This is a genomic window from Streptomyces ferrugineus (assembly GCF_015160855.1).
Taxonomy (GTDB): domain Bacteria; phylum Actinomycetota; class Actinomycetes; order Streptomycetales; family Streptomycetaceae; genus Streptomyces; species Streptomyces ferrugineus.
Window position 1 is genome coordinate 4,339,810 of record NZ_CP063373.1, and the last position, 26,548, is coordinate 4,366,357.

Consider the following 26,548-nt stretch of genomic DNA (forward strand, 5'->3'; position numbering starts at 1 on the left):
TTTCATTCCCGATGCTTTACTCTGGCTTCATGTCCGCACCCGAGCCGCCCTTCCCGAAGCCCCAGGAGCCCTTCGGCACGCCACAGTTGCTGGAGGTCGGCCCCGCCCCCGACGAGCCCTGCCTGCGCGCCGACGCGGCCCGCAACCGCGCCCGGCTGCTGGACGCCGCCGCACGGCTGATCGCGGAGCACGGCGCGGCCGGGGTCACCATGGAGGCGGTGGCCGCGGAGGCGGGCGTGGGCAAGGGGACGGTCTTCCGCCGCTTCGGCGACCGCACCGGCCTGCTGACGGCACTGCTCGACCACTCCGCGCGGAGGCTCCAGGGCGACTTCCTCGGCGGGCCGCCGCCGCTCGGCCCCGGGGCCGAGCCGATCGAGCGGCTGCGGGCGTTCGGCGTGGCGGTGCTGTACCGCGCGGTCGAGCAACTGGACCTGCAACTGGCGGCCCAGCCCGAGCCCGTCCGCCGGTTCCAGCACCCCTCGTTCAAGGCGCTGCACACCCATGTCACGGTGCTGCTGCGGCAGATCCAGCCGGACGCCGACTGCGACCTGCTCGCCCGGACGCTCATGGCGTATCTCGACCCCGCCCTGATCCACCACCTGACCCGGCAGTGCGGGATGCCCATGGAGCGACTGGAGAAGGGCTGGCTGGACCTGGTCGCCCGCGTGACGCGCACAGCGGCGTGAACGGTCAAGGGCCCTGAGTTCAGGCCCGAGTACAGGTTCTGCAAAGATGCGGTGCGTCATGGTGCAGATACCGAAAACGCCCGCGCCCGCTCTCCCCGCACCGCGCTCGGTACCCACGAGCGCCGATGTGGCCCGCCTCGCCGGCGTCTCGCGCGCGACCGTCTCCTACGTCCTCAACAACACCAGCGCCGTCCGGATCAGCGAGCCCACCCGTCGCCGGGTCCACGAGGCCGCCAAGGAACTGGGCTACGTCCCGCACGCCGCGGCCCGCAGCCTGCGCGCCGGGCACAGCCGCATGGTCCTGATGCCCACGCCGAGCTTCGCCGCCGGCCCCCTCTACAGCCGCTTCCTCCGCGATCTCCAGTTGGCCCTCGGCCGCCTCGACTACACCGTCGTCCAGCACGGCGGCGTCGGCCTGCACGGCGACGAGGCCGCCCGCGCCTGGGCCGAACTGCGCCCGGTCGCCGTCCTGGTGTCGGGCTCCGGCCTCGGCCCGAAGGGCGTGACGGTGCTCAAGCGCTCCGGCGCCCGGGCCGTGGTCACCCTCGGCCCCGACTCCGTCGAGGGCGCCCACACCCTGCTCATGGACTTCGAGGCCGTCGGGCACTGCGCGGGCAGCCACCTCTATCAGCGCGGCAGGCGCCGGATCGGCGTCGTCTTACCCGAGGAGGACAACCTGGAGGCCTTCTCCACCCCCCGCCTGGAAGGCGTACGCCGGGCCCTGCACGGCACGGACGCCACCGTGACCACGCTGCCCCTCGCCTACACCGAGGAGTCCGCCGCGCGGCTCGCCGCCCGCTGGCGCGACCTCGGCCTGGACGCGGTGTTCGCCTACAACGACGAGTACGCGATGCTGCTGATGCGCGCCCTCCAGGACGAGGGCGTCGACGTCCCCGCCGAGACGGCCGTCATGGGCGCCGACGACCTGATGCTCGGACGGCTGCTGCGGCCCAGGCTGAGCACCGTCCACATCGAGCTCCCGTCCAGCCGCGACCTCGCGGAACTGGTCGACCGCGCGGTGCGCGACCCTGGCGCGGCGCCCGCGACGCACCGGGTGCTCGGCGCGACGGTGGTGCACCGCGAGTCCAGCTAGGGCCTGTTCCGAGGCCTGCGGACAGGCCCCGGGGGCCCGGTCGACGTACCGTCGAAAGCCAGGGAGGCGTGGGAATGCGTACGACGGTCGGCATCATCGGCGGCGGCCCCGCCGGGCTCCTTCTCGCCCGGCTGCTGCATCGCGCGGGCGTCGACTGCGTGGTGCTGGAGGCCAGGAGCCGGGAGTACGTCGAGCAGCGCCAGCGGGCCGGGATGCTGGAGCAGGGCACGGTCCACGCGCTGCGCGAGGCCGGCGCCGCCGAGCGGCTGGAGGCCGAGGGCCTGGTGCACCGGGGCATCGAGCTGCGCTTCGACCGGGAACGCCATCACATCGACTTCCCGTCCCTGACCGGCGGCCGCACGGTGACGATCTACGCGCAGACCGAGATCGTGAAGGACCTCGTGGCACTGCAACTCGCCGACGGGCCGCCGCTGCTGTTCGAGGCCGAGGCGCTCGCCGTCGAGAAGCCGGAGAGCGCGACGCCCGTCGTACGGTTCCGGCACGAGGGCCGCGAGCGGACGCTGACCTGCGACTGGGTCGCCGGCTGCGACGGCTTCCACGGCATCTCCCGGGACGCCTTCCCCGCCGGGGCCGGAAGGTCCTTCGCGCACGACTATCCCTACTCCTGGCTCGGCATCCTCGCCGAGGTCCCGCCGTCCTGCGAGGAGTTGATCTACGCGCGCGGTGAGCGCGGCTTCGCACTGCACAGCATGCGCTCACCGTCCGTCTCCCGGCTCTACCTCCAGGTCCCCATCGGCACCGAGGCCGCCGACTGGCCCGACGACCGCATCTGGGACGAACTCGCCGCCCGTTTCGCGATCGACGCCGACTGGACCCTGAACCGCGGACCGATCACGTCCAAGTCCGTGACACCGATGCGCAGTTACGTCCACGAGCCGATGCGCCACGGCCGTCTCCTGCTCGCCGGGGACGCCGCCCACATCGTCCCGCCGACCGGCGCCAAGGGTCTCAACCTCGCCGTGTCGGACGTACGGGTCCTGGCCCGCGCGTTCGTCGAGCTGAACCGTACCGGGAGTACACAACTGCTCGACAGGTACTCGGAGGTCTGCCTTCAGCGCGTGTGGCAGGCCACTCGATTCTCGGATGACATGACTAAGATGTTGCACGCTCAACCAGATGGGGATGTGTTCGACCACCGGATGCAGCTCGCACGTCTGCGCCGGATCACCGCATCCCGCCACGCCGCCGCCGAACTGGCGGCGAACTACGCGGGACTTCCACTGCCCGTGTGAGTCCCGCCCGGTGATCGAACGGAGAGTCGCAATGCCGTTGCTCGACCCCAGGACCTGGCAGTCCCGCGCCCTGTCGGGAGGCGAGTACGCCGTCACCGAGCCCGCCACCGGCGACACACTCGGCACCGTCACCCTGGCCTCCGCCGAGGACATCGGTACCGCCGCCGAGGCCGCCCGCGCCGCCCAGACCGAGTGGGCCCGCCTGCCGCACTTCGTGCGCGCCGCAGCGCTGCGCAAGGCCGGCGACCTGTTCACCGCGCACGCCGACGAACTGCGCGCATGGCTCGTCCGGGAATCCGGCTCCATCCCCGGCAAGGCCGACTTCGAGCTGCACGTCGCCGCGCAGGAGTGCTACGAGGCCGCCGCCCTCGCCTCCCGCCCGGCCGGGCAGGTCCTGCCCAGCGAGGCGCCCCGGCTGTCGTACACCCGCCGGGTGCCGGTCGGCGTCGTCGGCGTGATCGCGCCGTTCAACGCCCCGCTGATCCTCTCCATCCGCTCCGTCGCCCCGGCCCTCGCGCTCGGCAACGCCGTCGTCCTGAAGCCGGACCCCCGGACGGCGGTCTGCGGCGGTCTCTCCCTCGCCGCGATCTTCGCCGAGGCCGGTCTGCCCGAGGGGCTGCTGCACGTCCTGCCGGGCGGCCCGGAGGCGGGCCAGGCACTGGTCGCCGACCCGCGTGTGCCGGTCATCTCCTTCACCGGCTCCACGGCCGCGGGCCGGGCCGTCGGCGAGGCCGCCGGGCGCCACCTCAAGCGCGCGCACCTGGAGCTGGGCGGCAACTCCGCCCTGGTCGTGCTGGAGGACGCCGACATCGAGGCGGTGATCTCCACGGCCGCCTGGGGTTCGTTCTTCCACCAGGGCCAGATCTGCATGACGACCGGCCGCCACCTCGTCCACGAGTCCCTGTACGAGGAGTACGTCGAGCGGCTCGCGGCCAAGGCCGACGCCCTCGCCGTCGGCGACCCGCACCGCGCCGAGGTCCATCTCGGCCCGCTCATCGACGCCGGCCAGCTCGGCAAGGTGCACGGCCTGGTCGAGGCCAGCACCTCGCGGGGCGCCAAGCTGGCCGCGGGCGGCACCCACGAGCAGCTCTTCTACCGGCCCACCGTGCTCGCCGGCGTCGACGACGACACCCCCGCGTACGCCGAGGAGGTCTTCGGCCCGGTCGCGCCGGTGCGTTCCTTCGCCACCGCCGACGAGGCCGCCGCCCTGGCCGCGGCCGGCTCCTACGGCCTCTCCCTGGGCATCGTCACCGGCGACGCCGCCCGCGGCCTGGACCTGGCGGAGCGGATCCCGACCGGGATCGTGCACATCAACGACCAGACCGTGAACGACGAGGCCGTCGCCCCGTTCGGCGGCATCGCCGCCTCGGGCACCGGGGCCCGGTTCGGCGGCGAGGCCAACCTGGAGGCGTTCACCGACGTGCGCTGGACGACGGTGCGCGGCGATGTGGCGGGGTACCCCTTCTAGGCCCTACTGGCCGTCCTGCTCGGCCTGCGCCTGCTGGGCGGCGACGGCCTTGTGGACCTCGTCCATGTCGAGCTTGCGGGCCTGCCCGATGACGTCCGTGAGGGCGGCCTCGGGCAGGGCACCCGGCTGCGCGAACACGGCGACACGGTCACGGACGATCATCAGCGTCGGGATCGACTGGATACCGAAGGCGGAGGCCAGCTCCGGCTGCGCCTCGGTGTCGACCTTGCCGAACACAAGGTCCGGGTTCTCCTCGGCCGCCTTCTCGTACACCGGGGCGAACTGACGACACGGCCCGCACCAGGACGCCCAGAAGTCGATCAGGACGAACTCGTTGTCCGTGACCGTCTGGTCGAAGTTCTCCTTGGTGAGCTCCACGGTGCTGCTCATGGCGTTGATCCCTCATCCCTCTTGCTGGTGTACGGGCGAAGCCGTCGGCGACAACACGACCGTACGGTCACGTATTCCGCGCGCGTACCCGTGTGGCCACGCCGCACACCACCCGTAAGACTGAGCCCATGACGGAAACGGATTCCATCGCGTACGACGTCGTGGTGCTCGGAGCGGGACCGGTGGGGGAGAACGTCGCCGACCGCACCCGTGCGGCCGGCCTGTCCACCGCGGTCGTGGAGAGCGAGCTGGTCGGCGGCGAATGCTCGTACTGGGCGTGCATGCCCAGCAAGGCACTGCTGCGCCCGGTCATCGCGCAGGCCGACGCCCGCCGCCTGCCGGGCCTCGCCGGGGCCGTGCAGGGCCCCCTCGACGCGGCCGCTGTCCTCGCCCGGCGCAACGACTACACCTCCGACTGGCACGACGACGGCCAGGTCCAGTGGCTGACCGGCATCGGCGCCGACCTCTACCGCGGCCACGGCCGCCTCGCCGGACCCCGCACGGTGGAGGTGACCGGCTCCGACGGCGTACGGCACGTCCTGACCGCCCGGCATGCCGTCGCCGTCTGCACCGGCAGCCGGGCCGTCGTGCCCGACCTGCCGGGAATGGCCGAGATCAAGCCCTGGACCAGCCGCGAGGCCACCAGCGCGCAGAGCGTGCCCGGCCGGCTGATCGTGGTCGGCGGGGGAGTGGTCGCCACCGAGATGGCCACCGCCTACCAGGCCCTCGGCTCGCGGGTCACGCTCCTGGTCCGCGGCAAGGGCCTGCTGAACCGCATGGAGCCCTTCGCCGGCGAACTGGTCGCCGAGGCGCTCACCGAGGCCGGCGCCGATGTCCGCACCGGGACCTCGGCCGAGACGATCACCAGGGAGAACGGCACGGTCGTGGTCGTCACCGACCACGGCGACCGGATCGAGGCCGACGAGATCCTCTTCGCCACCGGGCGCGCCCCGCGCACCGACGACATCGGCCTGGAGACCATCGGCCTGGAACCCGGATCCTGGCTGGAGGTCGACGACAGCCTGCGCGTCACCGGCAGCGAATGGCTGTACGCCGTCGGCGACGCCAACCACCGCGCCCTCCTCACCCACCAGGGCAAGTACCAGGCCCGTATCGCGGGCGCCGCCATCGCCGCCCGCGCCTCCGGCGTACCGCTCCTGGAGTCGGACCCCTGGGGCGCCCACGCCGCCACCGCCGACCACGACGCCGTCCCCCAGGTCGTCTTCACCGACCCCGAGGCCGCCGCCGTCGGCCTTTCCCTGGCGGAGGCGGAACAGGCCGGCCGCCGCGTCCGCGCCGTCGACTACGACCTCGCCTCGGTGTCGGGAGCCTCGCTGTACGGCGACGGCTACCGGGGCCGCGCCCGCATGGTCGTCGACCTGGAGCGCGAGATCCTCCTCGGTGTGACGTTCGTCGGTCCGGGCGTCGGCGAACTCATCCACTCGGCGACGATCGCGGTCGCCGGGCAGGTGCCGATCAGCAGGCTGTGGCACGCGGTTCCGTCATATCCGACGATCAGCGAGGTGTGGCTGCGACTGCTGGAGTCGTACCGCGACAACTGACGTACCGGGACAACTGACGTACCGGCACAACCGCCGTACTCAGTCCGGCAGTTCGAAGCCGAGGGCCCGAGCCGCCTCGTCCGGGGCCGGCTGGGCCCAGTACTCGGCCATCGCCTGGTTCGAGGAGAGCGAGCGCGGCTCGGCCCGGTCCAGGTAGAGCATGCCGTCGAGGTGGTCCGTCTCGTGCTGCACGATACGGGCGGGCCACCCCGAGAACACCTCGTCGAAGCCGCGCCCGTGCTCGTCCTCACCGGTCAGCCGCACCTCGGCGGGCCGGGCCACCACCGCCTGGTAGCCCGGGACGCTCAGACAGCCCTCGAAGAACGCGGCACGGACGCTGCCCACGGCTTCGTACGACGGGTTCACCAGCACCCGGAACGGCTGCGGCACCCGCCCCCGCACCAGCGCCACCTCCGCCGGCACCGGCGCCGGGTCCTCGACCACCGCGATCCGCAGCGGCACACCCACCTGCGGTGCGGCGACGCCGACCCCTGGTGCCGCGTGCATCGTGATCCGGAGGGCCTCGACGAAGCGGGCCAGCAGCGCGGGGTCCAGCTGACCCTCGAAGCGCTCGGTGGGCCGTCGCAGCACCGGCTCACCGGCCGCCACGATGGGCAACGGGCCCTCGGCGGCCAGGAGTTGCTCGACCTGCTCGGCCAGCGGTGCGCGATGGTTCGGAAGTGCCATCGCGCCAGGATGCCATGACGGCCATAGCGTCGGCGGACTTCCTTGTGGCCTACGTCACTTGAGATGGCGGGAACTCGGCGGTCCCGGCGCCCGACTACTGGACTGCCACAGCAGAGCAACGTCCCCACTCCCCGAAGAGGCCGCCGATGTCCACCGCCCCCACGACCACCAGGGACGAGGCCACGCCACCCGCCGCCCCGGCAGCGCCGAAGAACCGGTGGGCGCCGCTGCGCCCGCTGATCCTGCGCCTGCACTTCTACGCCGGCGTGCTGGTGGCGCCGTTCCTGCTCGTCGCCGCCGTCACCGGCCTGCTCTACGCCGCCTCGATCCCGGCCGAGAAGGTCGTGTACGCCGACCAGCTCACCGTCCCCGTCGGTGAGAACAAGCTGCCGGTCTCCGAGCAGGTCGCCGCCGCCCGCAAGGCACACCCCGAGGGCACCGTCTCTGCCGTACGGCCCTCCCCCGAGGACGACGCGACCACCAGGGTGCTGCTGTCCGGGGTGCCGGGCGTCGACGAAGGCCACACGCTCGCGGTGTTCGTCGACCCGTACACCGCGCAGGTGCGCGGCGCCCTCGAGCAGTACGGCTCGACCGGCGCGCTGCCGCTGCGCACCTGGATCGACGAGCTCCACCGCGATCTGCACCTCGGCGAGACCGGCCGCCTGTACAGCGAGTTCGCGGCGAGCTGGCTGTGGGTGATCGCGGGCGGGGGAGTGGTGCTGTGGTTCTCCCGGCGCCGCGGCCGGCGCAAGGTGCGCGGCACCAGCGGCCGGCGCCGCACCCTCGGCCTGCACGGCAGCGTCGGCGTCTGGGCCGCGGCCGGGTTCGTGTTCCTGTCGGCGACCGGCCTGACCTGGTCGGCGTACGCCGGCGCCAACATCGCGGACCTGCGCACCTCGCTCGGTCAGGCCACCCCGGCGGTGTCCGCCGCGGCGGGCGGCGAGCACGCCGGCCACGGCGACGCGGCGGCCTCCGGCGGCGAGGCCGCGCACGGGGTCGGTCTCGACCAGGTCCTGGCCGCGGCACGCGCCGAGGGGCTGGGCGACCCGGTGGAGATCGTGCCGCCCGCCGACGCCTCCTCCGCGTATGTCGTGAAGCAGATCCAGCGCAGCTGGCCCGAGAAGCAGGACTCGGTGGCCGTCGACCCGGCCAGCGGCGAGGTCACCGACGTGCTGCGGTTCGCCGACTACCCGGTCCTGGCCAAGCTCAGCCGGTGGGGCATCGACCTGCACAGCGGCCAACTGTTCGGCCTGGCGAACCAGATCGCGCTGATGCTGCTGACCCTCTCGCTGATCCTGCTGATCGTGTGGGGCTACCGCATGTGGTGGCAGCGCGGCCGCGGCTCGGCCTTCGGCCGCCCGCTCCCGCGTGGGGCCTGGCAGCAGGTGCCCCCGCAGATCCTCGTCCCCCTGGTGGCGGCCGTCGCGGTCCTCGGCTACTTCGTACCGCTGCTCGGCATCCCACTGGCCGCGTTCGTCGTCGTGGACGTCGTCCTCGGGGAGGTCGCTCATCGGCGGGGCGGGCGGAGGCCCACGGAAGCGAGGTAGCGGGAACGAGAGAAGCCCGAAACAGCCGGCTCAGAGCTGCTCGAAGTCACCCGCCAGCGCCGAGGCGAGGCGCATGTGCGGCTCGGCCTCCTCGTGCCGGCCCTGCCGTTGCAGGGTGCGGCCCAGCATCAGCCGGGCGTACTGCTCGACCGGGTCGCGCTCGACGATGACACGCAACTCGTTTTCGGCGCGCTGAAGTTGGGCCGAGTGGTAGTAGGCGCGCGCCAGCAGCAGCCGCGGTGCGGTCTGCTCCGGCACCTCCTCGACCAGTTGGCCGAGGACGCGCGCGGCGCCGGCGTAGTCCCGGGCGTCGAAGAACAGCCGCGCGCGCTCCCAGCGCTCGGCCGGTGTTCCGTGGTCGTAGTACCTCGTGTCCACTCGTGACCTCCTTCGACGCCGACAACGAAGGCACGTGGTTCAATATTCCACTACTTGACGGCGGCGGCGAGATCCTCCGCGGGTATGCCGTCGTAGATCCGCGCGGTGATGGGGGCGGTCTCGGTGGAGGTCCGCTCGTCGACCACGGAGTCCGCCTCTGCCCCGGTGATCTTCAGCGCGCCGGTGACACCGTCGGCGAGGCGGTCCCGCTCCACCGGCCCCTCGGCGACGGCGGCGAGCCGGAGTGTGACGGACTGCTGGAAGATCGTGCCGTGGCTGGAGGTCATGACTGCTCCTGCTCCTTGTCGGGCTGGCTGTCCAGCGCGAGGTCGGACTCACTGTCCGGGGTGAACGGGTCGAGAGGCGCGTCGAGCAGGATCGCCAGGTCGCGTGTGAACTCCCGGGTGCGCGCGCTGTCCAGGCCCCGAGCGGTGCCAGCAACTGCTGCAGCAGCCCCTGGACGACGGTGATCGCCTCCCGGGTCCGCGCACGTCCCTGCTCGGTCAGCGCGAGCTGCACCGCGCGCGGGTCGCGGGGATCCCGGGTGCGTTCCAGGAGGCCGGCGGTCTCCAGCGTCCGCGCCAGCTTGGAGACGTAGAGCGGTTCGAGCCCGGTGTGGTCGGCGAGGCGCCGCTGGCTGGGGCGCTCGCCGCGGCGTTGCATGCCGTACAGCGAGGCCACCAGCGCGTACTGCGCGTGGGTGAGCCCCAGTGGGCTGACGGCCCGGTCGACCGCGACCCGCCATTTCGTCGACAGACGCCACACCAGGAATCCGGGCGAAACCTTCTCGGAACGCATCGAGACAGCCCCGGGGCACGGACTGACGAGGCGGCCCCGGCGGGGCTAGGTTGGGCGGCATGAGCAATCTTGATCGCGAGGCGGTGCCCGCCATCTGCGGCGGCCGTGGTTTCGTCGTGGCCGAGCCCGTACGCGAACTCCTCAGCCCTCGCCGGGTCAGGCTCGGCGAATCCACCGAAGTCCGTCGCCTGCTGCCCAACCTGGGCCGTCGCATGGTCGGCGCCTGGTGCTTCGTCGATCACTACGGTCCCGACGACATCGCCGACGAACCCGGCATGCAGGTGCCGCCGCACCCACACATGGGCCTGCAGACGGTGAGCTGGCTGCACGAGGGCGAGGTGCTGCACCGGGACTCCACGGGCAGCCTCCAGACGATCCGCCCGCGCGAGCTGGGTCTGATGACCTCCGGCCGGGCGATCAGCCACTCCGAGGAGAGCCCGAGGTCGCACGCCCGCTTCCTGCACGGCGCCCAGCTCTGGGTCGCCCTCCCGGACGGCCACCGCCACACCGACCCGCACTTCGAACACCACGCCGAACTGCCGGTCGTCACGGCGCCGGGCCTACGGGCCACGCTGATCCTCGGCGGCCTCGACGGAGCCTCGTCGCCCGGCACGACGTACACCCCGATCGTCGGCGCGGACCTCGCCCTGTCGCACGGCGCCGACGTACGCCTCCCGCTGGAGCCGGACTTCGAGTACGCCGTGCTGTCCATGTCCGGCGAGGCCCGTGTGGACGGTGTGCCGGTACTGCCCGGCTCCATGCTCTACCTCGGCTGCGGCCGCACCGAACTCCCGCTGCGCGCCGAGTCGGACGCGGGCCTGATGCTCCTCGGCGGCGAGCCGTTCGAGGAGGAGCTGATCATGTTCTGGAACTGGATCGGGCGGTCCCAGGAGGAGATCGTGCAGGCGCGTCGGGACTGGATGGATGGGTCGCGGTTCGGGGAGGTCAAGGGGTACGACGGTGCTCCACTGCCCGCACCGGAACTGCCGCCGGTGCCGTTGAAACCGCGGGGAAGGGTGCGCTGAACTGCGGAAACGCGTCAGCGTTGGTGGCCGAGTGGTGAAGCGCTTTGACCCTGACTCATGACCTGGGCAGCCAGGCGGCTACGCGGCGAACGCCTCGGCGTGCCTGAAGTGAGCCATGGCGGGGCCGCCGGCCGTTGTGGCTGCGGCCCCGCACAGGCGTCGGGGTCAGGACGGGTCGCCGTACTGGAGGCCGCGTCCGTTGGTGCCGACGTAGACGCGGCCGTAGGTGTCGGGGTCGCCGGTGATGACGCCGACGCCGCCGATGGCGCCCCACTGGTGGGCGTCGTCGTTGACGCGGAGCCATGTGGCGCCCTTGTCGGTGGAGCGGAAGACTCCGGTGACGTCCTTGACGGTGCCGATCAGGTATAGGGCCTGGTAGCCGGTGCCCGGCTTGGCCTTGCCGAAGCCGAGGGCGGAGGCGGACTGCACGGACTTCAGCGTGGTGAAGCTACGGCCGCCGTCGGTGGAGTGCAGCAGCCCCTTGCCGCCGCCGGCGATCCACAGGTCTCCGGCGATGCCGGGGACGGCCGTGAGCCGACCGGAGGGCAGGCCGGTGGCGCGGGCGGTGAAGGTCGCGCCGCCGTCGGTGCTGGCGTAGAGCGTGCCGCCGGACAGTGAGTAGAAGGTCCTGGCCGACGAGCGGTCGGCGACGACCACGGCCTCGGTGCCCAGGCCGTTGACCCTCGACCAGCTCGACCCCTTGTCGGTCGAGCGGTACGGGGCCTGACCGGCCTGGGTCCAGACGATGGTGGAACCGTCCGCCGCGAGCGCGACATGGCCGTCCTGGGCGCCGGCCACCGGCTCTGCCTTGAAGCCAGTCCAGCTGACGCCGCCGTCGGTGGAGTAGGCGCCGTCCTGCGCGCCACCACGGCCGACGCGGACCATCATCGCGGGCTTGGACTGGGCGAAGTCGATGTCGGTGCTGTTGGTCATCATCGGGTTCTTCAGCCGGCCGGAGGGCACCTTGGTCAGGTCGTCGTGCCGGAAGCCGCCCTGGTCGCCCATGGAGGTGATGACGGTGGCGCCGCCGGGAGGGGCGATCGCGTCCAGCAGCGCGGTCTCCTCCAGCCCTCGGGCGCCCATGCTCCAGTGGCTGGTGCCGCCGCTGTCGGAGGCGTTCGCGTCCTTGCTGCGCAGGATGCCGTTGCCGGTGCCGTACAGCACGTGCCCGGAGTCGAAGGGATCGATGGCCAGGGCGGTCATCCAGTGCCCGGTGTGGGTGCCGACGTAAGGAGCGGCGGAGGCGTTGCGCACCGACTTGTCGGCCAGTGCCTTCCAGGTCGTGCCGCCGTCGGTGCTGCGGTAGATCTCGTCCTCGGGCCACCAGCGGCCCAGGGTGGTGACCATCACCGTGGAGGGCTTGCGCGGGTCGACGGCCAGACCGGAGAAGCCGTAGTCGCCCCGGGACGGGGAGATGTTCTTCCATGCCCCGCTGCCCGGCGTGTACTTCCACACCGAGCCCGCCGTCACGCCGTTGGGTCCGAGGTTGTTGGTGTACGTCAGGTACAGCGAGCCGTCACCGGACAGCACGCCGTGCTGCGGCAGTTGGCCGGTGGGCTGCCCGGGGACGGCCTGCCAGGTGCTGCCGCCGTCGGTGGAGCGGTACAGGGAGGTGGACCTGTCGGCGACGCCGACGTAGATCGTCTTGCTGCCGGCCGGGCCGTACGTCACGAAGGAGATGCCCGCGCCGCTGCTCGCCCCGTCCTTGATGGGGAACGAGGAGACCTGACTCCACGTCACGCCGTAGTCGGTGCTGCGCCACAGGCCGTTCTTGCGGGTGCCCAGCAGCAGGGTTCCGTGGTTCGCGGGGTCGACCACCAGCCGTTCGCCCGCCCCGCGGCCGTCCTCGTTGCCGCCCAGCTTGAACGGCAGATCGGTGCGCTTGAAGGTGCGGCCCCGGTCGGTGGAGCGCAGGATCGCGCCGTTGCCCGCCCAGTCGTTGGTGTAGGTGCCCGCCCCGAGGTAGAGCCGCTTGGGGTCGACGGGGTCGGTGGCCACCGAGTCGATGCCCAGCAGGTTCCAGTCCTTCTCACCGAGCCAGTCGGTCAGCGGGATCCACTGCTCGGCCGCGGTGTCCCAGCGGTAGGCGCCGCCCATGTCGGTGCGCGCGTACAGCAGGCCCTTCTCCCGCGGGTTGAACACCAGCCCGGTGACGTAACCGCCGCCCACGACCTGGGCGTTCTGCCACCTGTACGGTCCGGCCGCGGCCGTGGTCTGCGCCCCGCCGGTCCCGGCCGCCTGGGTCTGGGCCGTCTTCACCAGCTTCCACTGCTGGTTGGTGCCGCCGTGGCCCGGATACTGGATGACCGCCGCGCCCTGGGCCGTGGAGCCTCCGGAGACGTCCAGGACCTGGCCGCTCCGGCGGGAGGTGAAGGTGACGGCGTCGGAACCGCTCACATCGCTGATCCGCCACTCCTGGGAGGCGGCGGAGGTGTCGGTCTGCTGCTCGGCGGCGGCCGCCCGAGCGGTCGAATTGCCCGCTATCCCCAGCACTTTGCCGCTGTTGCGGTTCACCAGCTCGTAGTAGCCGTCCCCGGTGGGTCTCAGCCTCCACTGCTGGTTGGCGGTGTCCTGGTCGGTGTACTGCTGGATACGGGTGCCGTCGGCGGTGGAGAAGCTGCTGACGTCCAGCACCTTGCCGCTGCGTACGGAGACCAGACGGTAGTAGGCATCGCCGTCGACCGTAGCGGCCTGCGAGTCCTCCTGCGCGAACAGGAGATACGGCACGACCGCGGCGGGCACGCCGAGCAGCACAGCGGTGGCGGTCCAGCGACGGCGGTGCCGGCCGCGGCGCCCGCCGTTCGTGGGGTTGTTCATGGGGAGGCGTTCTCCTTGCATACTGTTCAACAGCGGAAAGCGGGATCCCGGCCCCGGAACTGGCCGGATCCGCTTCCTTGTCGTCACAGGTTCCGCACAGGTTGCCGCGAGTCGGGAACTTTTTCAGATCGCCTCGTGGCGCGGTGGGCGCTGATCCAGCCGGAGGAGGGTCCTCGCCCCTGATCCGGCGCCGGAACCGCGCCCGAGCGGCCCCGGATCAGTAGCCGTAGATCATCTTGTAGGCGACCTCCGGGAGGAACTGTCCGGCCGAGGAGCCGGCTCCGACGCCGCAGTTGCCGTCGGACTCGCCCGGGACCTTGATCCACAGGAGCATCTCGGCGCCTCCGCCCAGCTGGGTGGGGGTGCCGATGCGGCGGCCTGCGGGGTTGCACCACTGGCCGTTGGAGCCATTGCCGTTGCGGCTGGTGTCCACGACGAACGGCTTGGTGTAGCCGTACCGGGCGCCGAGTTCCCTGTTGACGGCGTTGCCGTACGCGGTGTTCTCGGCCGTGGTCAGGTAGTTGGAGACGTTGAGCGAGAAACCGTGGGCCTGCCGGAGGCCGGCTTCGTGCAGGCGCTGGGCCATGGTCGCCGCGCCCGCCCAGGCCGGGTTGCCGGCGTCGAGATAGACCCAGGTGTTGGGGGCCTGACGGTTGAACTCGGCGAGCGCTCCGGTCAGCATGGCCTCGCGTTCGTCGATCTGGGCCTGGTTCATACAGCCGTAGTCCCCGAGGGAGTCCGGTTCGAGGACGACGACGGCCGGGCGGCCCGCGATCCCGCCCGCGAACTGGGCGATCCAGCTCGCGTAGGCGGACGGCGAGGAGGCTCCTCCCGCGGAGTGCCCGCCGCAGTAGTCGCGGTTGTAGATGTTGTAGGCGACAAGGACGGGCAGCTTGTCCCGGGCGTCCGCGGCGCCCACGTACGCGCCGGTGGCGGTGCCGATGGTGCCGCTCCAGGAGCCGAACCAGCGGGCCGTCGGTGTGTTGGCGATGGAGGCGTTGATCGCTTGTGCCCGGCCGTCACCGGGGTTGGCGGCGACCCATCGCTTCGCGCTGGAGTCGGGGTCCGCGTAGAACCCGTTGGTCATGGTCGTGGGGTCCGCCGCGTGGGCGGACGGCGCGGCGGCGAGCGCCAGCGGCAGCGAGGAGAGCGCTGCCACCAGGGCGAGGAGTTTGCGGCGCATGACGGGTACCTCGGCTTTCTGACAGGGGTGCGTCCGAAGGTTGGCGGTGAGGATGGGGAGCGCTCCCACCGAGGAGGTGCTCCCCACAGCACAGTCGGTCAGCAGGTCGAGTTGGTCTGGGTCAGGAGGCCGAGCCGCCACGGGAGGAGGTTGTAGTCACCGCCCGCGTCGGGGTTCATGCCCTGGTAGAGGTACTGGAGCCGGCAGGCGGGGATGGTGAGTGTCTGGTCGTAGCCGGCACGGATCATCTCGCCGTGACTGACGTCGCGGGTCCAGGCGCCCGAGGGGAAGGTGACGTTGTCGGCCCGAGCGAACGGGTTGCTCTCGGACGCGGCCAGGGGAGTCCAGGAGCCGGCGAGACTGCCTGAGGTCCAGGAGCGGAAATAGCGTCGGCCGTCCGATCCGATGGCCTCGACGAGCAGCAGGTACTGGTCACTGCCCTGCACCTTGTACACGTTGCTCGCTTCGAACAAGGCGTACTTGGAGACCCAGTGGCCGTTGCCGATGTTCTGCTTGATGATGTCGGGGTTGGTGGAGTACGAGGCGTTGCCGGTCTGGTACACGAGGTACCACAGGCGTTGCGGCGCGTAGTAGAAGACCTGCGGAGCGGCGCGGTACCCGCGGCCGATGGCGCTGCGGTCCAGGTAGTGGTGCGTGGCCGAGCCGGCCTGGGACCAGTCACTGAAGTTCAGGTAGACCAGGTTGTAGCCGGAGGAATTGGCGACGCTCGCGAACACGTGGTACTTGCCGTTGTAGTGGACGACCGTTGGGTCCTTGATCCCGGCGATGTTGTGGGTGGCGTCCGACTTCGGCGAGATCAGCGGGCCGCTGGAGCTCCACGAGTAACGGCTGGGCAGAGCAGCGGCGTTGGTGGCGCTCCGCGGAGCGGCGGATGTGCCGCTGGTGGCGGCGGGCGTGCCGCCCAGCGTCGTCAGCACCGCGTTGTACGCAGGCTTCTTGTTGCCGCTGCGGTCGAACAGCAGCGGGTTCTCCGAGGCCCGCCAGGAGTCGCTGTCGCGGATGCCCCAGACCGTGATGCCGGTGCAGCGTGCGACGTTCATGCAGGCGCTGACCGTGTTCGCGTACGCGGTCGGCGACGCCTGTGCGATGTCCAGTTCGGTGATCTGGACGTCCACGCCGAGCGCGGCGAAGTTCGACAGTGTGGTCTGAAAACTGGCGGGCGGTCCGCCGGTGCCGAAGTGGGCCTGGAGGCCGACGCAGTCGATGGGCACGCCGCGCGCCTTGAAGTCGCGGACCAAGCGGTGGACGCCCTGGGTCTTGGCGTCGCTCCAGTTCTCGATGTTGTAGTCGTTGTAGCAGAGCTTGGCCGTCGGATCGGCCGCCCTTGCCGTGCGGAACGCCTGCTCGATGAAGCCGTTGCCCAGCACGTCCCGGAAGACCGAGCTGCGGAGCTGACCGCTGGGTCCGTCGGCGAAGGCCTCGTTGACCACGTCCCAGGAGTGGATCCGGCCCTTGTAGCGGTTCATCACGGTGGTGATGTGGTTGTTCATCACGCCGCGCAGTGTGTTCGCGTCCCTGATCGAGCTGACCCAGCCGGGAAGTTGGGAGTGCCAGACCAGGGTGTGGCCACGCAGGCGCTGACCGCGGGCCTGCGCGCGGTTCGCGATCTGGTCGGCGGGGCCGAAGTTGAACCTGCCACGGGACGGCTCGGTCGTGTCCCACTTCATCTCGTTCTCGGCCGTGACCGAGTTGAACTCACGGTCCAGGATGCCGGTGTACGTGCCGTCGCCGAGCCGGCCCGCGGCCACGGCGGTTCCGAAGTACCGTCCGGACTGGGCCGCCTGGGCGCCCAGGGTGGAGGCCTTCACGGCGTCGGGCGCGCCGGTCGCGGTCCCGGGGATCGCCAGGACGGTCGCGGCCAGCAGGGCGAGGACCGAGGCTCGGCGACGGCCGAGGCGTTTCAGTGGGTTCATGGTTCTCCTCGGGGGGTGGGGGGTTGCGTGGTGCGGTCGGTGGCCCCCTCGGGGCGTAGTGCGGTCGATGGACCTCTTCAGGGCGTGGACAGCTCGAACCGCGTGACGCGGACCGCGCCGCCGAGTGCCTGCGTGGCGTGGTTGAAGAGGGCGAAGCGGTAGCCCATGAAGAACCGCCAGTCGTTGCCCAGGAGGAAGGCGGGGCCGAGACGGGTGAAGGTGGTGCCGTCCGTGCTGTAGGAGAAGGTGGCGGGGCGGGCCGTGCCGGGGCGGATGTCCGCGCTCGCGCGCAACCAGACACGGCTGCCCGGCACGGCCGTGCTCGCGACCTCGGTGCCGATGCCGGTCGTGTTCCAACTGCCGTCCATCGTCAGCCCGTTGACCATCACCACCCGCGCCGTGCCGCCGTCACGCCTGATGCCGATCCAGGCGGAGGAGTCACGCAGCAGCGCCAGTCCGGCCCGGTCGCCGTCGCGCATCGCGGAGTGGTCGAGCTGGACCGTGGCGGTGGAGGTGGGGCCCTGGATGCGGTGCGTCAGGGTGTTGCGGGCCCAGTAGAGGTCGTTGGTGACGGTCGCTGTGCGCAGGGTCAGCCCGTTGCCGACCGACCACTTGGTGTTGTCCGGGTTGTGGTTCCACTCCCATCGCGGCTTCAGGGTCGAGCCGTCGAAGGTGTCGACGCCGGTCATGGGGGGCACCGGGCGAGGCGGAGGGGGCACGGCCGGGCTGGGATACGAGGTGCCCCATGAGCCGTCGACGAGCTGCACGACCGGCCAGCCGTCCGAGGTCCACGTCACGGGCGCCAGGGCGGGCATCCGGCCACCGGGGTAGGCGTCGACGAAGGCCATGTAGTACCAGGCGCCGTTCTGCGTCTGTACCAGCCCGCCCTGGTGCGGGACACCACCGCCGGGGATCGGCCCGCGCAGGTCGAGGAGGACCTGCCGCATCGTGTACGGACCGAAGGGGCCGCGCGAGGACTTCAGGATGTACTGGCCGTTCGCGGGGCGGGTCAGGAAGATGTAGTACTGCCCGTTGATCTTGTAGAAGCGGGAGCCTTCGAGGGTGCCGACGCTCGACGGTGTCGTGAACACCTGCTGGGTGCGGACCTGGGTGCGGCCGTCGGGCGAGAGCTGGGCCACGCTGATGGTCGTGTTGCCGTACGCCACATAGAGGGTGTCGTCGCTGTCGACGAGCAGTCCCGCGTCGTAGTAGGGCGTGCTGATCGTCGTCAGCCTGTTCCATGGCCCCTCGGCGGCGGTGGCGGTGTAGACGTACGTCCGGGCGAAGTCGATCTGGCCGAGCCAGTAGAAGGTCCGGTTGCTCGGGCGGTAGGCCAGTGACGACGCCCAGATCCCTCTGACGTAGCCACGGGCACCGTTCAGGTCGTACTTGGCGCCGAAGTCCAGAACGGGCACCGAGTGACCGGCGACCTCCCAGTTCACCAGGTCGTACGACCGGAGGACGGGCGCGCCCGGCGAGTAGTGCATCGTCGAGGCCGAGGCATAGAAGGTGTCACCGACGCGGATGACGTCGATGTCCGCGAAGTCCTGCCAGATCACCGGGTTCGTGAAGGCCGCCGCGGCCGCGAGGTCCGTCCTCTGGGCAGCGGCGGAAGCGATGCCGGGGACCGCGGCCGGAGGAAGCAGGGCACCGGCGGCCAGGCCGGTGGCGGCCGTCAGAGCGCGGCGACGGGACCATGCTTGATGAGAGCATGACAGATCCATGATGGCGTTCTCCCTGTGTGGCTCGGCCGTTGTGTGGCGGCGCTACCTGGAAGTGCCTTGTTTCGCCCGCGTGGAACGACTACGTCCTGGTTCGGTATGTCGAACGCAGATCGATGCTCCGGGCATCCAGGATGATAGGGAGCCCGTGAGTGCCGTCAATACCTCTCGCATTATTCGGTTGACGATTCGAAACATTCGGTGCCGGGTGCGGTGGTCGCGGCAGGTCAACGGCGCACATGAGATGGCTGCGCGTGGCGTTGACGTGTTCTGAAGCCCCTCATTCATCCTTGGCAATGAGAGTTTCCGAATGGCGTGCGAAATTTCGGACCCGATTTCTCAACGGCAGGCCTCAACAGCGCTCGCGTGCTCCCGGCGGACGGGCTGGTGCCGTGGCTGCTGTGGTGCGCGGGTTGCCGTAACTCCTGCATGTGTGGGCCCTTTCGGTCGGTTCAGCCTTCGAGGGGCTCGTAGTCGAACCAGTCGAAGTGGACGGTGCCGGCAGCCGCGTACATGCCGATGACGCGGCCGGTGAAGCCGCCGGCGACCTCGGTCGACAGGTAACGGCCGTCGAGGGCGGCGAGTTCGGTGAACGTGCCGTCGGGTTGCTCGATGCCGAGGGAGACGATGTCGGGTCCGGTGCACGGCCCGTGCGGAGGCGGTGGGTCCGAGATGGTGAGGGCGAGGACCAGTGGCCCGGCGGGTACGGCTTGTTCGGCCACGACCGTGCGCAGGGAGCCGACGCGCGCGATCACCCGTACCTGCGTCCCGGACGCCTCGATCGCGTAGTGGTGCCGCTCGTCGAGGCGGACAGCGAGGCCGCCGCGACCCTGCTCCGGGTCGACCAGGGTGCGGGCCCGGCAGGTGAGGTGCTGCTGGCGGCGGCCGGTGAACACCGCGTCGGGCTCGTCCAGGGAGCCGCCCCGCGCGTGGAGCGTCAGCCATCCGGGGCGCTCCTTGGTGGTGCAGAGCCCGGTGGGGCGGTCCCGCACGGAGATCCAGGTCGGTCCGAGTGCGCTGAGCTCGAAGTCGTCGCGTCCTTCCGCGACGGGGGCGGGGGAGAGTGGCCACGGGAGCGTGGCGAGGTCCGTGGTGACCTCGCCGACGACGGGCCAGTCGTCCTCCCAGGTCACGGGCGCCAGAAAGGTCTCCCGGCCGAGCACGTGCCAGCCGGGGGTGCCGCCGCGCGGCCGTACGCCGAGGAAGACCATCCACCACGAGCCGTCGGGACCCTGGACCAGGTCGGCGTGGCCGGTGTTCTGGACGGGGTGGTCGGTGCCGCGGTGGGTGAGGACGGGGTTGGCCGGGCACGGCTCGAAGGGGCCGGTCGGCGTGCGGCCGCGGGCGATGGACACGCCGTGGCCGCGTTCGGTGCCGCCCTCGGCGATGAGCAGGTACCAGTAGTCGCCGATCCGGTACAGGTGCGGCGCCTCCGGGGCCTTGGCGCCGGGGCCGCCGGACCAGAGCTTGTGCGGTGTGCCGTACGTCTGCCCGGTGGACGGGTCGAGGCGGACCTGCGAGACCCCGGCGACGGTGCACCAGCAGGTGCCGTCCTCGTCCCAGGCCAGGTCGGGATCGATGCCGGGTACGCCGGGTGCGGGGATCGGATCCGACCACGGTCCGGCGGGGTCGGTGGCGGTGACGATCAGGTTGCCGCCGCCCTCGCTGCAGTTGGTGACGATCAGCCAGAAGCGTCCGTCGTGGTGGCGCAGGGTGGGGGCGTAGATGCCGCCCGAGGACGGCATGGAGGCCGGCAGGCGCAACTGCTCCGGCCGGTCCAGGGCGTTGCCGATCTGCCGCCAGTGCACGAGGTCGCGGCTGTGGAAGAGGGGTACGCCGGGGAAGTACTCGAAGCTGGAGCAGGCGAGGTAGTAGTCGTCGCCGACCCGGCAGATGCTCGGGTCCGGGTGGAACCCGGGGAGCACGGGGTTGGTGGCGCGGGCGGGCTGGTTCTGGGCGGGCACCCTTGGTCGTCCTTTCGTCGGGTGGGCGGCAGGGACGGCGCTCAGCGAGCGTCCGGCTCCGTGCGGGTGATGCGCAGCAGCGCCGCGGAGGGCGCGGTGGGCAGGGTCACGGTGAGGTCGGCGGTGTCCGGGTTCCAGACGGCAACGGCCTGACCTGCGGCGGGGTACAGCACCTCGGCACGGGCCGCGTCGCCCGCCTGTTCGGGCAGCCGGAGGGTGGTGGTGGCCGGACCGCCCGGTCGGCGCCAGACGGTGAGGTAAGTGGTGGCGGGGGTGTGCAGGGCCAGGGCGATCCAGGGGGCGTCCCAGCCGGGAAGGCCGAGCGGCCAGGACGGCACGGCCCCCGGCAGGTCGGCGCGGACGGCTTTGTACACGGCGACCGCCTCGTGGACCAGGGAGCGGGCCTCGGGCCCCAGTTCCGGCAGGTGGCCGGAGAGGTGGATGCGGCCGAGGAGGGCGCCGGCCATGGTGAAGGCGACTTCGTCGAGGGAGTCCTCCGGCTGTGGATAGGCCCACACGGCGCCTTGCTCGGGGGTGACGGCGGTGGGTGCGGAGGCCGCGATGGGCGCGTAGAGGAGCAGGTTCTGCTGGTCGCTGGTGGACTGCAGTTGCAGCCGCGACAGCAGGGCGTGGTCCCATCGCATGCCGCCCGAGGCGCAGTTCTCCACCACCAGGTGCGGATGGCGGTCCAGGATGCCGTCGAGCCAGTCGAGGTGCGCCCGGTTGTGGCCGAGCAGGCCGGCGCCCGGGGTCTCGCCGGGGTGGGCGCTGGTGCCGGAGCCGGGGTCGATGTTGTGGTCGAGCTTGAGATAGCCGACGCCCCATGCGCCGACCAGGCGGTCCACGACCTGGTCCAGGTGGGCGCGGGCGGCCGGGTGGCGCAGGTCCAGGTGGTGCCGGCCGGTCTCCGTGAGGCGGACGCCGTCGCGGCGGAAGAACGCCTCGTCGGGCAGGGACTTGGCCATGGGGCTGTCGACGCCGATGACTTCCGGCTCCAGCCACAGGCCGGGGATCATGCCGCGCTCCCGGATGCGGTCCAGCACCTCGTGGATCCCCTTCTCGCCGGGGAAGCGGGAGGCGGCCGGTTCCCAGGCGCCGACGGTGGTCCACCAGCCGCCGTTGTCGCCGTCGTACCAGCCCGCGTCGATGACGAAGTACTCGGCGCCGGCCTCGGCCGCCGCGTCGATCAGCGGCAGCAGCTTCTCGGTGGTGGGGTCGCCCATCAGGCAGTTCATGTAGTCGTTGAAGATGACGGGCAGCCGCCGGTGGTCGGCGTGCGGGCGGCGCTGCGCGCGGCGGTAGCGGGTCAGCGCGGCGAACGCGGCGTCGGGGCCGCCGTCGGCGCTGAAGGACAGGGCGGCGGGTACGGTGCGGAAGGCGGCGCCGGGTTCCAGGGGGTGGCGCCAGCCGTGGTGGGCGTCGGTGGGCCCGAACAGTGCCGCGTAGGCCGCCCGTTCGTGCTCCTGGCACTCCCAGCGCCAGCCCCCTCCGTTGTGCTCGATCTGCCACACCCAGGTGCGGCCGGTACGCCGGTCCGTCAGTCCGCCCATGGGCAGGTGTCCGCAACTGGACCAGGTGCCCTGGCCGTTCAGGGCGAAGCCGGCCTTGCCGTGCCCGTACTTCACGCGTCCGCTGACGCCGGGTGTGGTCCGGCGCATCGGCTGCCGCCGCCAGCGGCACTCGGCGAGCCAGTCGTTGTCCGCCCACAGCAGGTCGGCGGCGTCGACGGCCGCCGGGTCCCGCGGGGTGAGGCAGCCGACCGTGAGCGAGCTGACCGACTCCAGGTGCAGTGTGGTCCGCCCTTCGTTGCGCAGGGTCACTTCGCTGCGGAGCACGGGGATGCCGTCCGGTGACCGGTAGGTCACCTCCGCGGCCAACCCGGTTTCCGGGTCGTGGAGATGCACGGTCAGCGTGTGCCAGTCGCCGTCGCGGGCCGCGCGGTGGGCCCGGTGGCGCAGCCGCCCGCCGAGAGCGGTCCCGATCAGACGGCTGCCCGACCAGCCACGGCCGTGACCCGCGGCCGTCACCTCGACCAGCGGTAGGGACGCACCGGGGTCGCCGCCCGCTTCGCCGGGCAGTCCGAGATGCGTCAGGCGGGCGCCGCCGTCGTCACCGAGGACGAACTCGAGACGCAGGGCGTCGTGACCCCAGCGGAAGCTCCGCTGTTCGTTCTCCATGGTGTCCTTTCCAGGTCAGTGGCGTTCAGGCCGTAGTTGAAGAACGGGGTGAGGCTGCCGGACCACCAGCCGGACTTGTGTGCTGAGTGGGGGGATCACGCAGAGTGCGGGGCGGCCGGGAGCCGAACCTCACTTCGGGTCGCCGTAGATGACTCCGCGTCCGTTCGTCCCGAAGTAGACGCGACCGTGGATCCGGGGGTCTCCGGTCATGGTGTTGCCGGTCCAGGCGTACTGGTGCCGGTCGTCGTTGATGCGGATCCAGGTCCGGCCCGCGTCGTCGGACCGGAAGATGCCGCGCACGCCGCGGATCTTGGAGCTGGTGTAGACGGCGGGGTACGGGGCGCCGGGTGCGGCCTTGCCGAATCCGACGACGTCGCCCTGGTCCACCACTTCGAACCTGGTGAAGGACGATCCGGAGTCGGTCGACCGCCACAGCCCGTACGGTGTGGGGGTGGTGGGCTTGTCGGTGCCGCCGGCCAGCCAGATGTCGCCCTCGTGGCCCGGTACCGGCTTGAACCGGACGTTGCCCGCGGTGGGCAGACCGGTCGCCGCCGTGGCCTCGAAGCTCTTGCCGCCGTCCGTGCTGAGGTAGAAGACGCCGGAGTCGTAGGCGTAGAACTTCGCCGGGTTCACCCGGTCGGAGCGTACGGGGGCCCCGGTCGGCAGCCCCTTCGAGGCCGTCCAGGTCGCTCCGTGGTCGTCGGACCAGCTGACCGGCGCTCCGGCCGGGGACCAGACGATCCGTCTGCCGTCGGCGCTGATGGCGACGGCCTGGTCCTCGACTCCGGGCCCGGTGACGCCGGCCGGCTCACTGCGCGACGGCGTCCAGGTGTCGCCGCTGTCGGTGGAGACGGCGAAGTGCTGGGTCCAGCCGCTGGTGGGGTGGCCGACCCGCACGATGGTGTGGGGCGCCAGCTCCGCGTAGTCCAGGGCCGGGGTGCCGCCGAAGGTCGGGCTGTCGTACATCTTCGGCGCCTTGCGGAAATCCGTGTGCCGGAAGCCGCCGACATCGCCGACGCCGGAGAAGAGGTGCGCGCGACCGGCGGGTGGGCTGATCAGGCACAGGACCGCGGTCTCCTCCAGCCCCTGGGCCCGCACGGACAGGTGCACCGTGCCGCCGCCGTCCCAGTCGGTCAGGTTGTCGGCGCCGTAGATCGTCGCGCCGGTGCCGTACATGAAGTGGTCGGAGTCGAAGGGGTCGATCTGGACGGACTCCATCATCCAGCCCAACTTGGGGGCCATCTCGGGCAGCGACGGCGAGGCGTTCCAGGTCAGCCAGGGGGCGGCGGAGATGTCGATGTCGTAGCGCAGGGTGCGCTCGGAGTTCGAGCCCAGGTCCCACGCGCGGGTCCAGCTCGCGCCGCCGTCGGTGGAGCGGAAGAGGATGCAGTCGGGGTGCCACTTGACCTGGGTGGACACCATCAGGGTGTCCGGGTTCTGCCGGTCGATGGTCAGGCCGCTGTAACCGTACTGGTTGTCGTCGCTGGTGGACGGGACCGGGCTGATGCGGGTCCAGGTGCCGGTGGCGGTGTCCAGCTTCCACACGTCGCCCTTGGACCCGTCGTAGGGGCCGGCGGTGTCGCTGGTCGCCAGGTACAGGTGGCCGCCGACGTGGTCGAAGACCGCGTGGTGCGGGATGAAGCCGGTGGGCTGCCCGGGTACGCGTTCCCAGGTCGCTCCCGCGTCGGTCGACCGGTACAGGATGTTGTCCTTGTCGGCGACGGTGACGTAGAGGGTCCGGGTGGCCTTCCCCGGTCTGCCGGTGCGCTTGTCGAAGACGACCTGCAGCACGCCCAGGTTGTCGCCGTTGTAACCGTCGGGGTCGGTGGGGTCGGGCACGAAGTTGCCGACGTTGGGGAAGTCGGTCACCTTCGCGAAGGTCTTGCCGTGGTCGGTGCTGCGCCACAGCCCGTGGCCCCCGCGCACTCCCAGGTAGAGAATCTTGTTGCGGTTGGGGTCGATCACCAGCCGCTCGCCGATGCCCCGGCCGGGCATGTTGCCGCCCAGCCGGAACGGCAGCGGGGTGGTCTTCCAGGTGCGGCCGCGGTCGGTCGAGCGCAGGATCGCCGCCATGCTCGGGTCCCAGTCGGGGAGGGTGTAGGTGCCCGCCGCCAGGTAGACGCGGTCGGGGTCGACCTCGTCGGTGGCGATGCTGATGATGCCGGTGTGTCCGTACTCGTCCCAGCCGATCCAGTCGGTGAGGGGTATCCACCGCCGGGACGCCGTGTCGAGGCGGTAGGCGCCTCCGATGTCGGTGCGCGCGTACACCAGTCCGGGCTCGCGCTGGTTGAAGACGATGCCGGTGACGAAGCCGCCGCCGACTATCTCGGCGTTGCGGAAGGTGTAGGGCGTGTGCCGGACCTTCCCGGCCATGCGGGCGGATGAGGCGGATGAGGCGAGTGTGGCGGATGTGGCAGATGTGGCGGATGTGTGCGATGTGACGGGTGCGGCGGAGGCACCGGAGGGGGCGAGCAGGGGGAGTGCGGCCGTGGCCGCGCCTGCGGACAGCAGGCCTCGACGGGAGAGGTGCGGGGCATGGGTCATGACGGGTCCTTGCCTTTCGGGTGCGGGTCCGTACGAGGCCTGCGCACAAGCAGCGGTCCGGCCGGCTCCAGAAGGCGACTGCGCAGGCCTCGTCCGGCGCGCCGAGGGTGCCGTACCGGTGAGGTGGCCGGAGTCGGGGGACCGCCGAGGCGCTCGGTGATGGATTCTCCGTCGCTGAAGCCGGAGTTGGTCTCCACGCCGGCGGCTGTTCGCAGGACGACTCGGCGGTTCATCTCACGGCTCATGTCGTTGCGGCCCTTCGTTTGCGTCGATCCGACCGGCGGGCGGGCAGAGCCTGCGTCGTCCGGTGGTCTCATGTCCGGAGGGCGGTAGCAAACCGAGTCGACGCGCTTCGACGTTTCGGTGAGAGTAAGGCCGTGTTTCCGGGGCGACAACGGGCCATCAAGGTCACTTTTCGATAACAGGCGCGGTCGGGGGTGAGAGCACGCACCGCCCTCCATGCAGCTTTACCGCAGGTGAACTGGACTTCTAGGCGAACTCTCAACGAGGAATGCCGACGCCGGAAGAACGGCTCCCGACGACTGGGCGACCTGTGATTGACACACGACTCGGCGTCATGTCAACGTCGAAGCGCTTCGACTCACGCGACAGCGCGATCGAGAAGAGCCGTACGCCGCCCGGCTCCGCAGTCGCCCACCACCGACCTGCCGTTCCGTGACCCCGCGCTACCCCTGGCCCGGCGAGTCGACGACCTGATCTCCCGGCTGACGCTCGACGAGCGCATCGAGCTGCTCTACCAGTACTCACCAGGAGTCCCGCGCCTCGGACTCGGCCGAAGCCATCGCCCTGACAGCGCCCCTCGCCGTGACGGGGCCGGCGCTCCCCGCCCGCACTCTCCTCGGCGGACGACTGGAGGCCGTCGACTTCGACGAGTGCGAGGGCGGTACGCTCGTCGACGCCATCCGGGAGAAGGGGGAGGCGGTCACCCCGGCGACCGGTGACATCCGCTGCGCACTGCGCTACGGGTCAGTCGACCTGGGCAGCCCGGCAGACGGGCCGCGGGTCATCACGGCCGAGGTGTCGTGCGCGACGGAGGAGGACGCGACCGTCGAGATCTACGCCGACGGCGCTCCCGGTGCCGGAACCTTGCTCGCCGCCCTCCGTGTCAGCACCGGCACCGACGGCCGGTACGACTGGCGCACGGTCAGCGCGCGGATGCCGGAGGAGGTGACCGGGGTGCACGATCTGCGTCTCGTTCTGCGGGGCGGTGTCCACCTGGCCGCGATCGCCGGCGGGACGTGGTGAGGAGCGGTGGGACGCGGCGAGAAGACGGTCCGCCGCCGCGTTCCACACTTTCCGA

General features: G+C 71.3%; 19 protein-coding genes and 1 pseudogene. 8 read left to right on the forward strand and 12 right to left on the reverse strand.

All coding sequences use genetic code 11. The annotated features are described in order from the left end of the window. The first annotated feature begins 11 nt into the window (after window positions 1-11). From IM697_RS19850 to IM697_RS19865, 4 genes are all read left to right on the forward strand, one after another. Window positions 12-686, forward strand: coding sequence for a TetR/AcrR family transcriptional regulator (locus tag IM697_RS19850; RefSeq protein ID WP_194049041.1), 675 nt, complete (start codon window positions 12-14; stop codon window positions 684-686). A 58-nt stretch (window positions 687-744) separates the two neighbouring features. Further along, window positions 745-1,779, forward strand: coding sequence for a LacI family DNA-binding transcriptional regulator (locus IM697_RS19855; protein ID WP_228044776.1), 1,035 nt, complete (start codon window positions 745-747; stop codon window positions 1,777-1,779). A 74-nt stretch (window positions 1,780-1,853) separates the two neighbouring features. Next, window positions 1,854-3,032, forward strand: a complete 1,179-nt coding sequence (locus IM697_RS19860) for a 4-hydroxybenzoate 3-monooxygenase (protein WP_194049043.1) — start codon at window positions 1,854-1,856, stop codon at window positions 3,030-3,032. 31 nt (window positions 3,033-3,063) lie between these two features. After that, window positions 3,064-4,500 (forward strand): aldehyde dehydrogenase family protein, encoded by a 1,437-nt coding sequence (locus IM697_RS19865; protein WP_194049044.1) that lies wholly within the window; start codon window positions 3,064-3,066, stop codon window positions 4,498-4,500. A 3-nt stretch (window positions 4,501-4,503) separates the two neighbouring features. On the opposite strand, the gene trxA is transcribed toward IM697_RS19865, so the two are convergent. Beyond that, on the reverse strand, window positions 4,504-4,890 hold the full coding sequence (gene trxA / locus IM697_RS19870; RefSeq protein ID WP_194049045.1) for a thioredoxin: 387 nt from the start codon (window positions 4,888-4,890) through the stop codon (window positions 4,504-4,506). 128 nt (window positions 4,891-5,018) lie between these two features. On the opposite strand from trxA, the gene IM697_RS19875 reads away from it, so the two are divergent. Next, complete coding sequence (locus IM697_RS19875; RefSeq protein WP_194049046.1) at window positions 5,019-6,452, forward strand: dihydrolipoyl dehydrogenase family protein; 1,434 nt, start codon at window positions 5,019-5,021, stop codon at window positions 6,450-6,452. A 39-nt stretch (window positions 6,453-6,491) separates the two neighbouring features. On the opposite strand, the gene IM697_RS19880 is transcribed toward IM697_RS19875, so the two are convergent. Next, window positions 6,492-7,139 carry a peptide deformylase gene (locus tag IM697_RS19880; protein ID WP_194049047.1) on the reverse strand — a complete coding sequence of 216 codons (648 nt, stop codon included), beginning with the start codon at window positions 7,137-7,139 and terminating at the stop codon, window positions 6,492-6,494. A gap of 146 nt (window positions 7,140-7,285) precedes the next feature. On the opposite strand from IM697_RS19880, the gene IM697_RS19885 reads away from it, so the two are divergent. Further along, on the forward strand, window positions 7,286-8,686 hold the full coding sequence (locus IM697_RS19885) for a PepSY-associated TM helix domain-containing protein (protein ID WP_194049048.1): 1,401 nt from the start codon (window positions 7,286-7,288) through the stop codon (window positions 8,684-8,686). A 30-nt stretch (window positions 8,687-8,716) separates the two neighbouring features. Here the strand turns inward: IM697_RS19885 and IM697_RS19890 are convergent, their stop codons facing one another. The 3 genes and pseudogenes from IM697_RS19890 to IM697_RS19900 all read right to left on the reverse strand — a co-directional run bounded on the left by IM697_RS19890 (window position 8,717) and on the right by IM697_RS19900 (window position 9,862). Next, window positions 8,717-9,064: a tetratricopeptide repeat protein gene (locus IM697_RS19890; protein ID WP_194049049.1), complete on the reverse strand. Its 348-nt coding sequence runs from the start codon at window positions 9,062-9,064 to the stop codon at window positions 8,717-8,719. 50 nt (window positions 9,065-9,114) lie between these two features. Further along, window positions 9,115-9,351 carry a hypothetical protein gene (locus tag IM697_RS19895; RefSeq protein ID WP_407699635.1) on the reverse strand — a complete coding sequence of 79 codons (237 nt, stop codon included), beginning with the start codon at window positions 9,349-9,351 and terminating at the stop codon, window positions 9,115-9,117. Next, window positions 9,348-9,862 (reverse strand): annotated as a pseudogene (locus IM697_RS19900) (MarR family winged helix-turn-helix transcriptional regulator). Before IM697_RS19900 ends, IM697_RS19895 begins: the two are co-directional and overlap by 4 nt. A 59-nt stretch (window positions 9,863-9,921) precedes the next feature. On the opposite strand from IM697_RS19900, the gene IM697_RS19905 reads away from it, so the two are divergent. Continuing rightward, complete coding sequence (locus IM697_RS19905; RefSeq protein WP_194049050.1) at window positions 9,922-10,887, forward strand: pirin family protein; 966 nt, start codon at window positions 9,922-9,924, stop codon at window positions 10,885-10,887. A gap of 165 nt (window positions 10,888-11,052) precedes the next feature. On the opposite strand, the gene IM697_RS19910 is transcribed toward IM697_RS19905, so the two are convergent. From IM697_RS19910 to IM697_RS19940, 7 genes are all read right to left on the reverse strand, one after another. Further along, on the reverse strand, window positions 11,053-13,704 hold the full coding sequence (locus tag IM697_RS19910; RefSeq protein ID WP_194049051.1) for an RICIN domain-containing protein: 2,652 nt from the start codon (window positions 13,702-13,704) through the stop codon (window positions 11,053-11,055). A 217-nt stretch (window positions 13,705-13,921) separates the two neighbouring features. Continuing rightward, complete coding sequence (locus tag IM697_RS19915) at window positions 13,922-14,887, reverse strand: glycoside hydrolase family 6 protein (protein WP_194049052.1); 966 nt, start codon at window positions 14,885-14,887, stop codon at window positions 13,922-13,924. A 98-nt stretch (window positions 14,888-14,985) separates the two neighbouring features. Further along, a complete protein-coding gene (locus IM697_RS19920; RefSeq protein WP_194049053.1) occupies window positions 14,986-16,821 on the reverse strand; it encodes a glycoside hydrolase in 1,836 nt (611 codons plus the stop codon). A 77-nt stretch (window positions 16,822-16,898) separates the two neighbouring features. Continuing rightward, a complete protein-coding gene (locus IM697_RS19925) occupies window positions 16,899-18,545 on the reverse strand; it encodes a glycoside hydrolase family 43 protein (RefSeq protein ID WP_194049054.1) in 1,647 nt (548 codons plus the stop codon). A 449-nt stretch (window positions 18,546-18,994) separates the two neighbouring features. Then, window positions 18,995-20,506, reverse strand: a complete 1,512-nt coding sequence (locus IM697_RS19930; protein WP_194049055.1) for a glycoside hydrolase family 43 protein — start codon at window positions 20,504-20,506, stop codon at window positions 18,995-18,997. Window positions 20,507-20,547: 41 nt separating this feature from the next. Next, complete coding sequence (locus tag IM697_RS19935; RefSeq protein WP_194049056.1) at window positions 20,548-22,683, reverse strand: alpha-galactosidase; 2,136 nt, start codon at window positions 22,681-22,683, stop codon at window positions 20,548-20,550. 129 nt (window positions 22,684-22,812) lie between these two features. Continuing rightward, on the reverse strand, window positions 22,813-25,227 hold the full coding sequence (locus IM697_RS19940; RefSeq protein WP_194049057.1) for a sialidase family protein: 2,415 nt from the start codon (window positions 25,225-25,227) through the stop codon (window positions 22,813-22,815). A gap of 825 nt (window positions 25,228-26,052) precedes the next feature. Here IM697_RS19940 and IM697_RS19945 point away from each other — a divergent pair. Then, window positions 26,053-26,493, forward strand: coding sequence for a carbohydrate-binding protein (locus tag IM697_RS19945; protein WP_228044778.1), 441 nt, complete (start codon window positions 26,053-26,055; stop codon window positions 26,491-26,493). The last annotated feature ends 55 nt before the right edge of the window (window positions 26,494-26,548 follow it).

Excerpts from the sequence above, each read along its gene's own strand:
- IM697_RS19910 (WP_194049051.1), bottom strand. The coding sequence starts at position 13,704 with ATGAACAACCCCACGAACGGCGGGCGCCGCGGCCGGCACCGCCGTCGC.
- IM697_RS19895 (WP_407699635.1), bottom strand. The coding sequence starts at position 9,351 with ATGACCTCCAGCCACGGCACGATCTTCCAGCAGTCCGTCACACTCCGG.
- IM697_RS19915 (WP_194049052.1), bottom strand. The coding sequence starts at position 14,887 with ATGCGCCGCAAACTCCTCGCCCTGGTGGCAGCGCTCTCCTCGCTGCCG.
- IM697_RS19935 (WP_194049056.1), bottom strand. The coding sequence starts at position 22,683 with ATGGAGAACGAACAGCGGAGCTTCCGCTGGGGTCACGACGCCCTGCGT.
- IM697_RS19865 (WP_194049044.1), top strand. The coding sequence starts at position 3,064 with ATGCCGTTGCTCGACCCCAGGACCTGGCAGTCCCGCGCCCTGTCGGGA.
- IM697_RS19850 (WP_194049041.1), top strand. The coding sequence starts at position 12 with ATGCTTTACTCTGGCTTCATGTCCGCACCCGAGCCGCCCTTCCCGAAG.
- IM697_RS19885 (WP_194049048.1), top strand. The coding sequence starts at position 7,286 with ATGTCCACCGCCCCCACGACCACCAGGGACGAGGCCACGCCACCCGCC.
- IM697_RS19920 (WP_194049053.1), bottom strand. The coding sequence starts at position 16,821 with ATGAACCCACTGAAACGCCTCGGCCGTCGCCGAGCCTCGGTCCTCGCC.
- IM697_RS19940 (WP_194049057.1), bottom strand. The coding sequence starts at position 25,227 with ATGACCCATGCCCCGCACCTCTCCCGTCGAGGCCTGCTGTCCGCAGGC.
- IM697_RS19880 (WP_194049047.1), bottom strand. The coding sequence starts at position 7,139 with ATGGCACTTCCGAACCATCGCGCACCGCTGGCCGAGCAGGTCGAGCAA.
- IM697_RS19860 (WP_194049043.1), top strand. The coding sequence starts at position 1,854 with ATGCGTACGACGGTCGGCATCATCGGCGGCGGCCCCGCCGGGCTCCTT.
- IM697_RS19925 (WP_194049054.1), bottom strand. The coding sequence starts at position 18,545 with ATGGATCTGTCATGCTCTCATCAAGCATGGTCCCGTCGCCGCGCTCTG.
- trxA (WP_194049045.1), bottom strand. The coding sequence starts at position 4,890 with ATGAGCAGCACCGTGGAGCTCACCAAGGAGAACTTCGACCAGACGGTC.
- IM697_RS19875 (WP_194049046.1), top strand. The coding sequence starts at position 5,019 with ATGACGGAAACGGATTCCATCGCGTACGACGTCGTGGTGCTCGGAGCG.
- IM697_RS19905 (WP_194049050.1), top strand. The coding sequence starts at position 9,922 with ATGAGCAATCTTGATCGCGAGGCGGTGCCCGCCATCTGCGGCGGCCGT.
- IM697_RS19855 (WP_228044776.1), top strand. The coding sequence starts at position 745 with ATGGTGCAGATACCGAAAACGCCCGCGCCCGCTCTCCCCGCACCGCGC.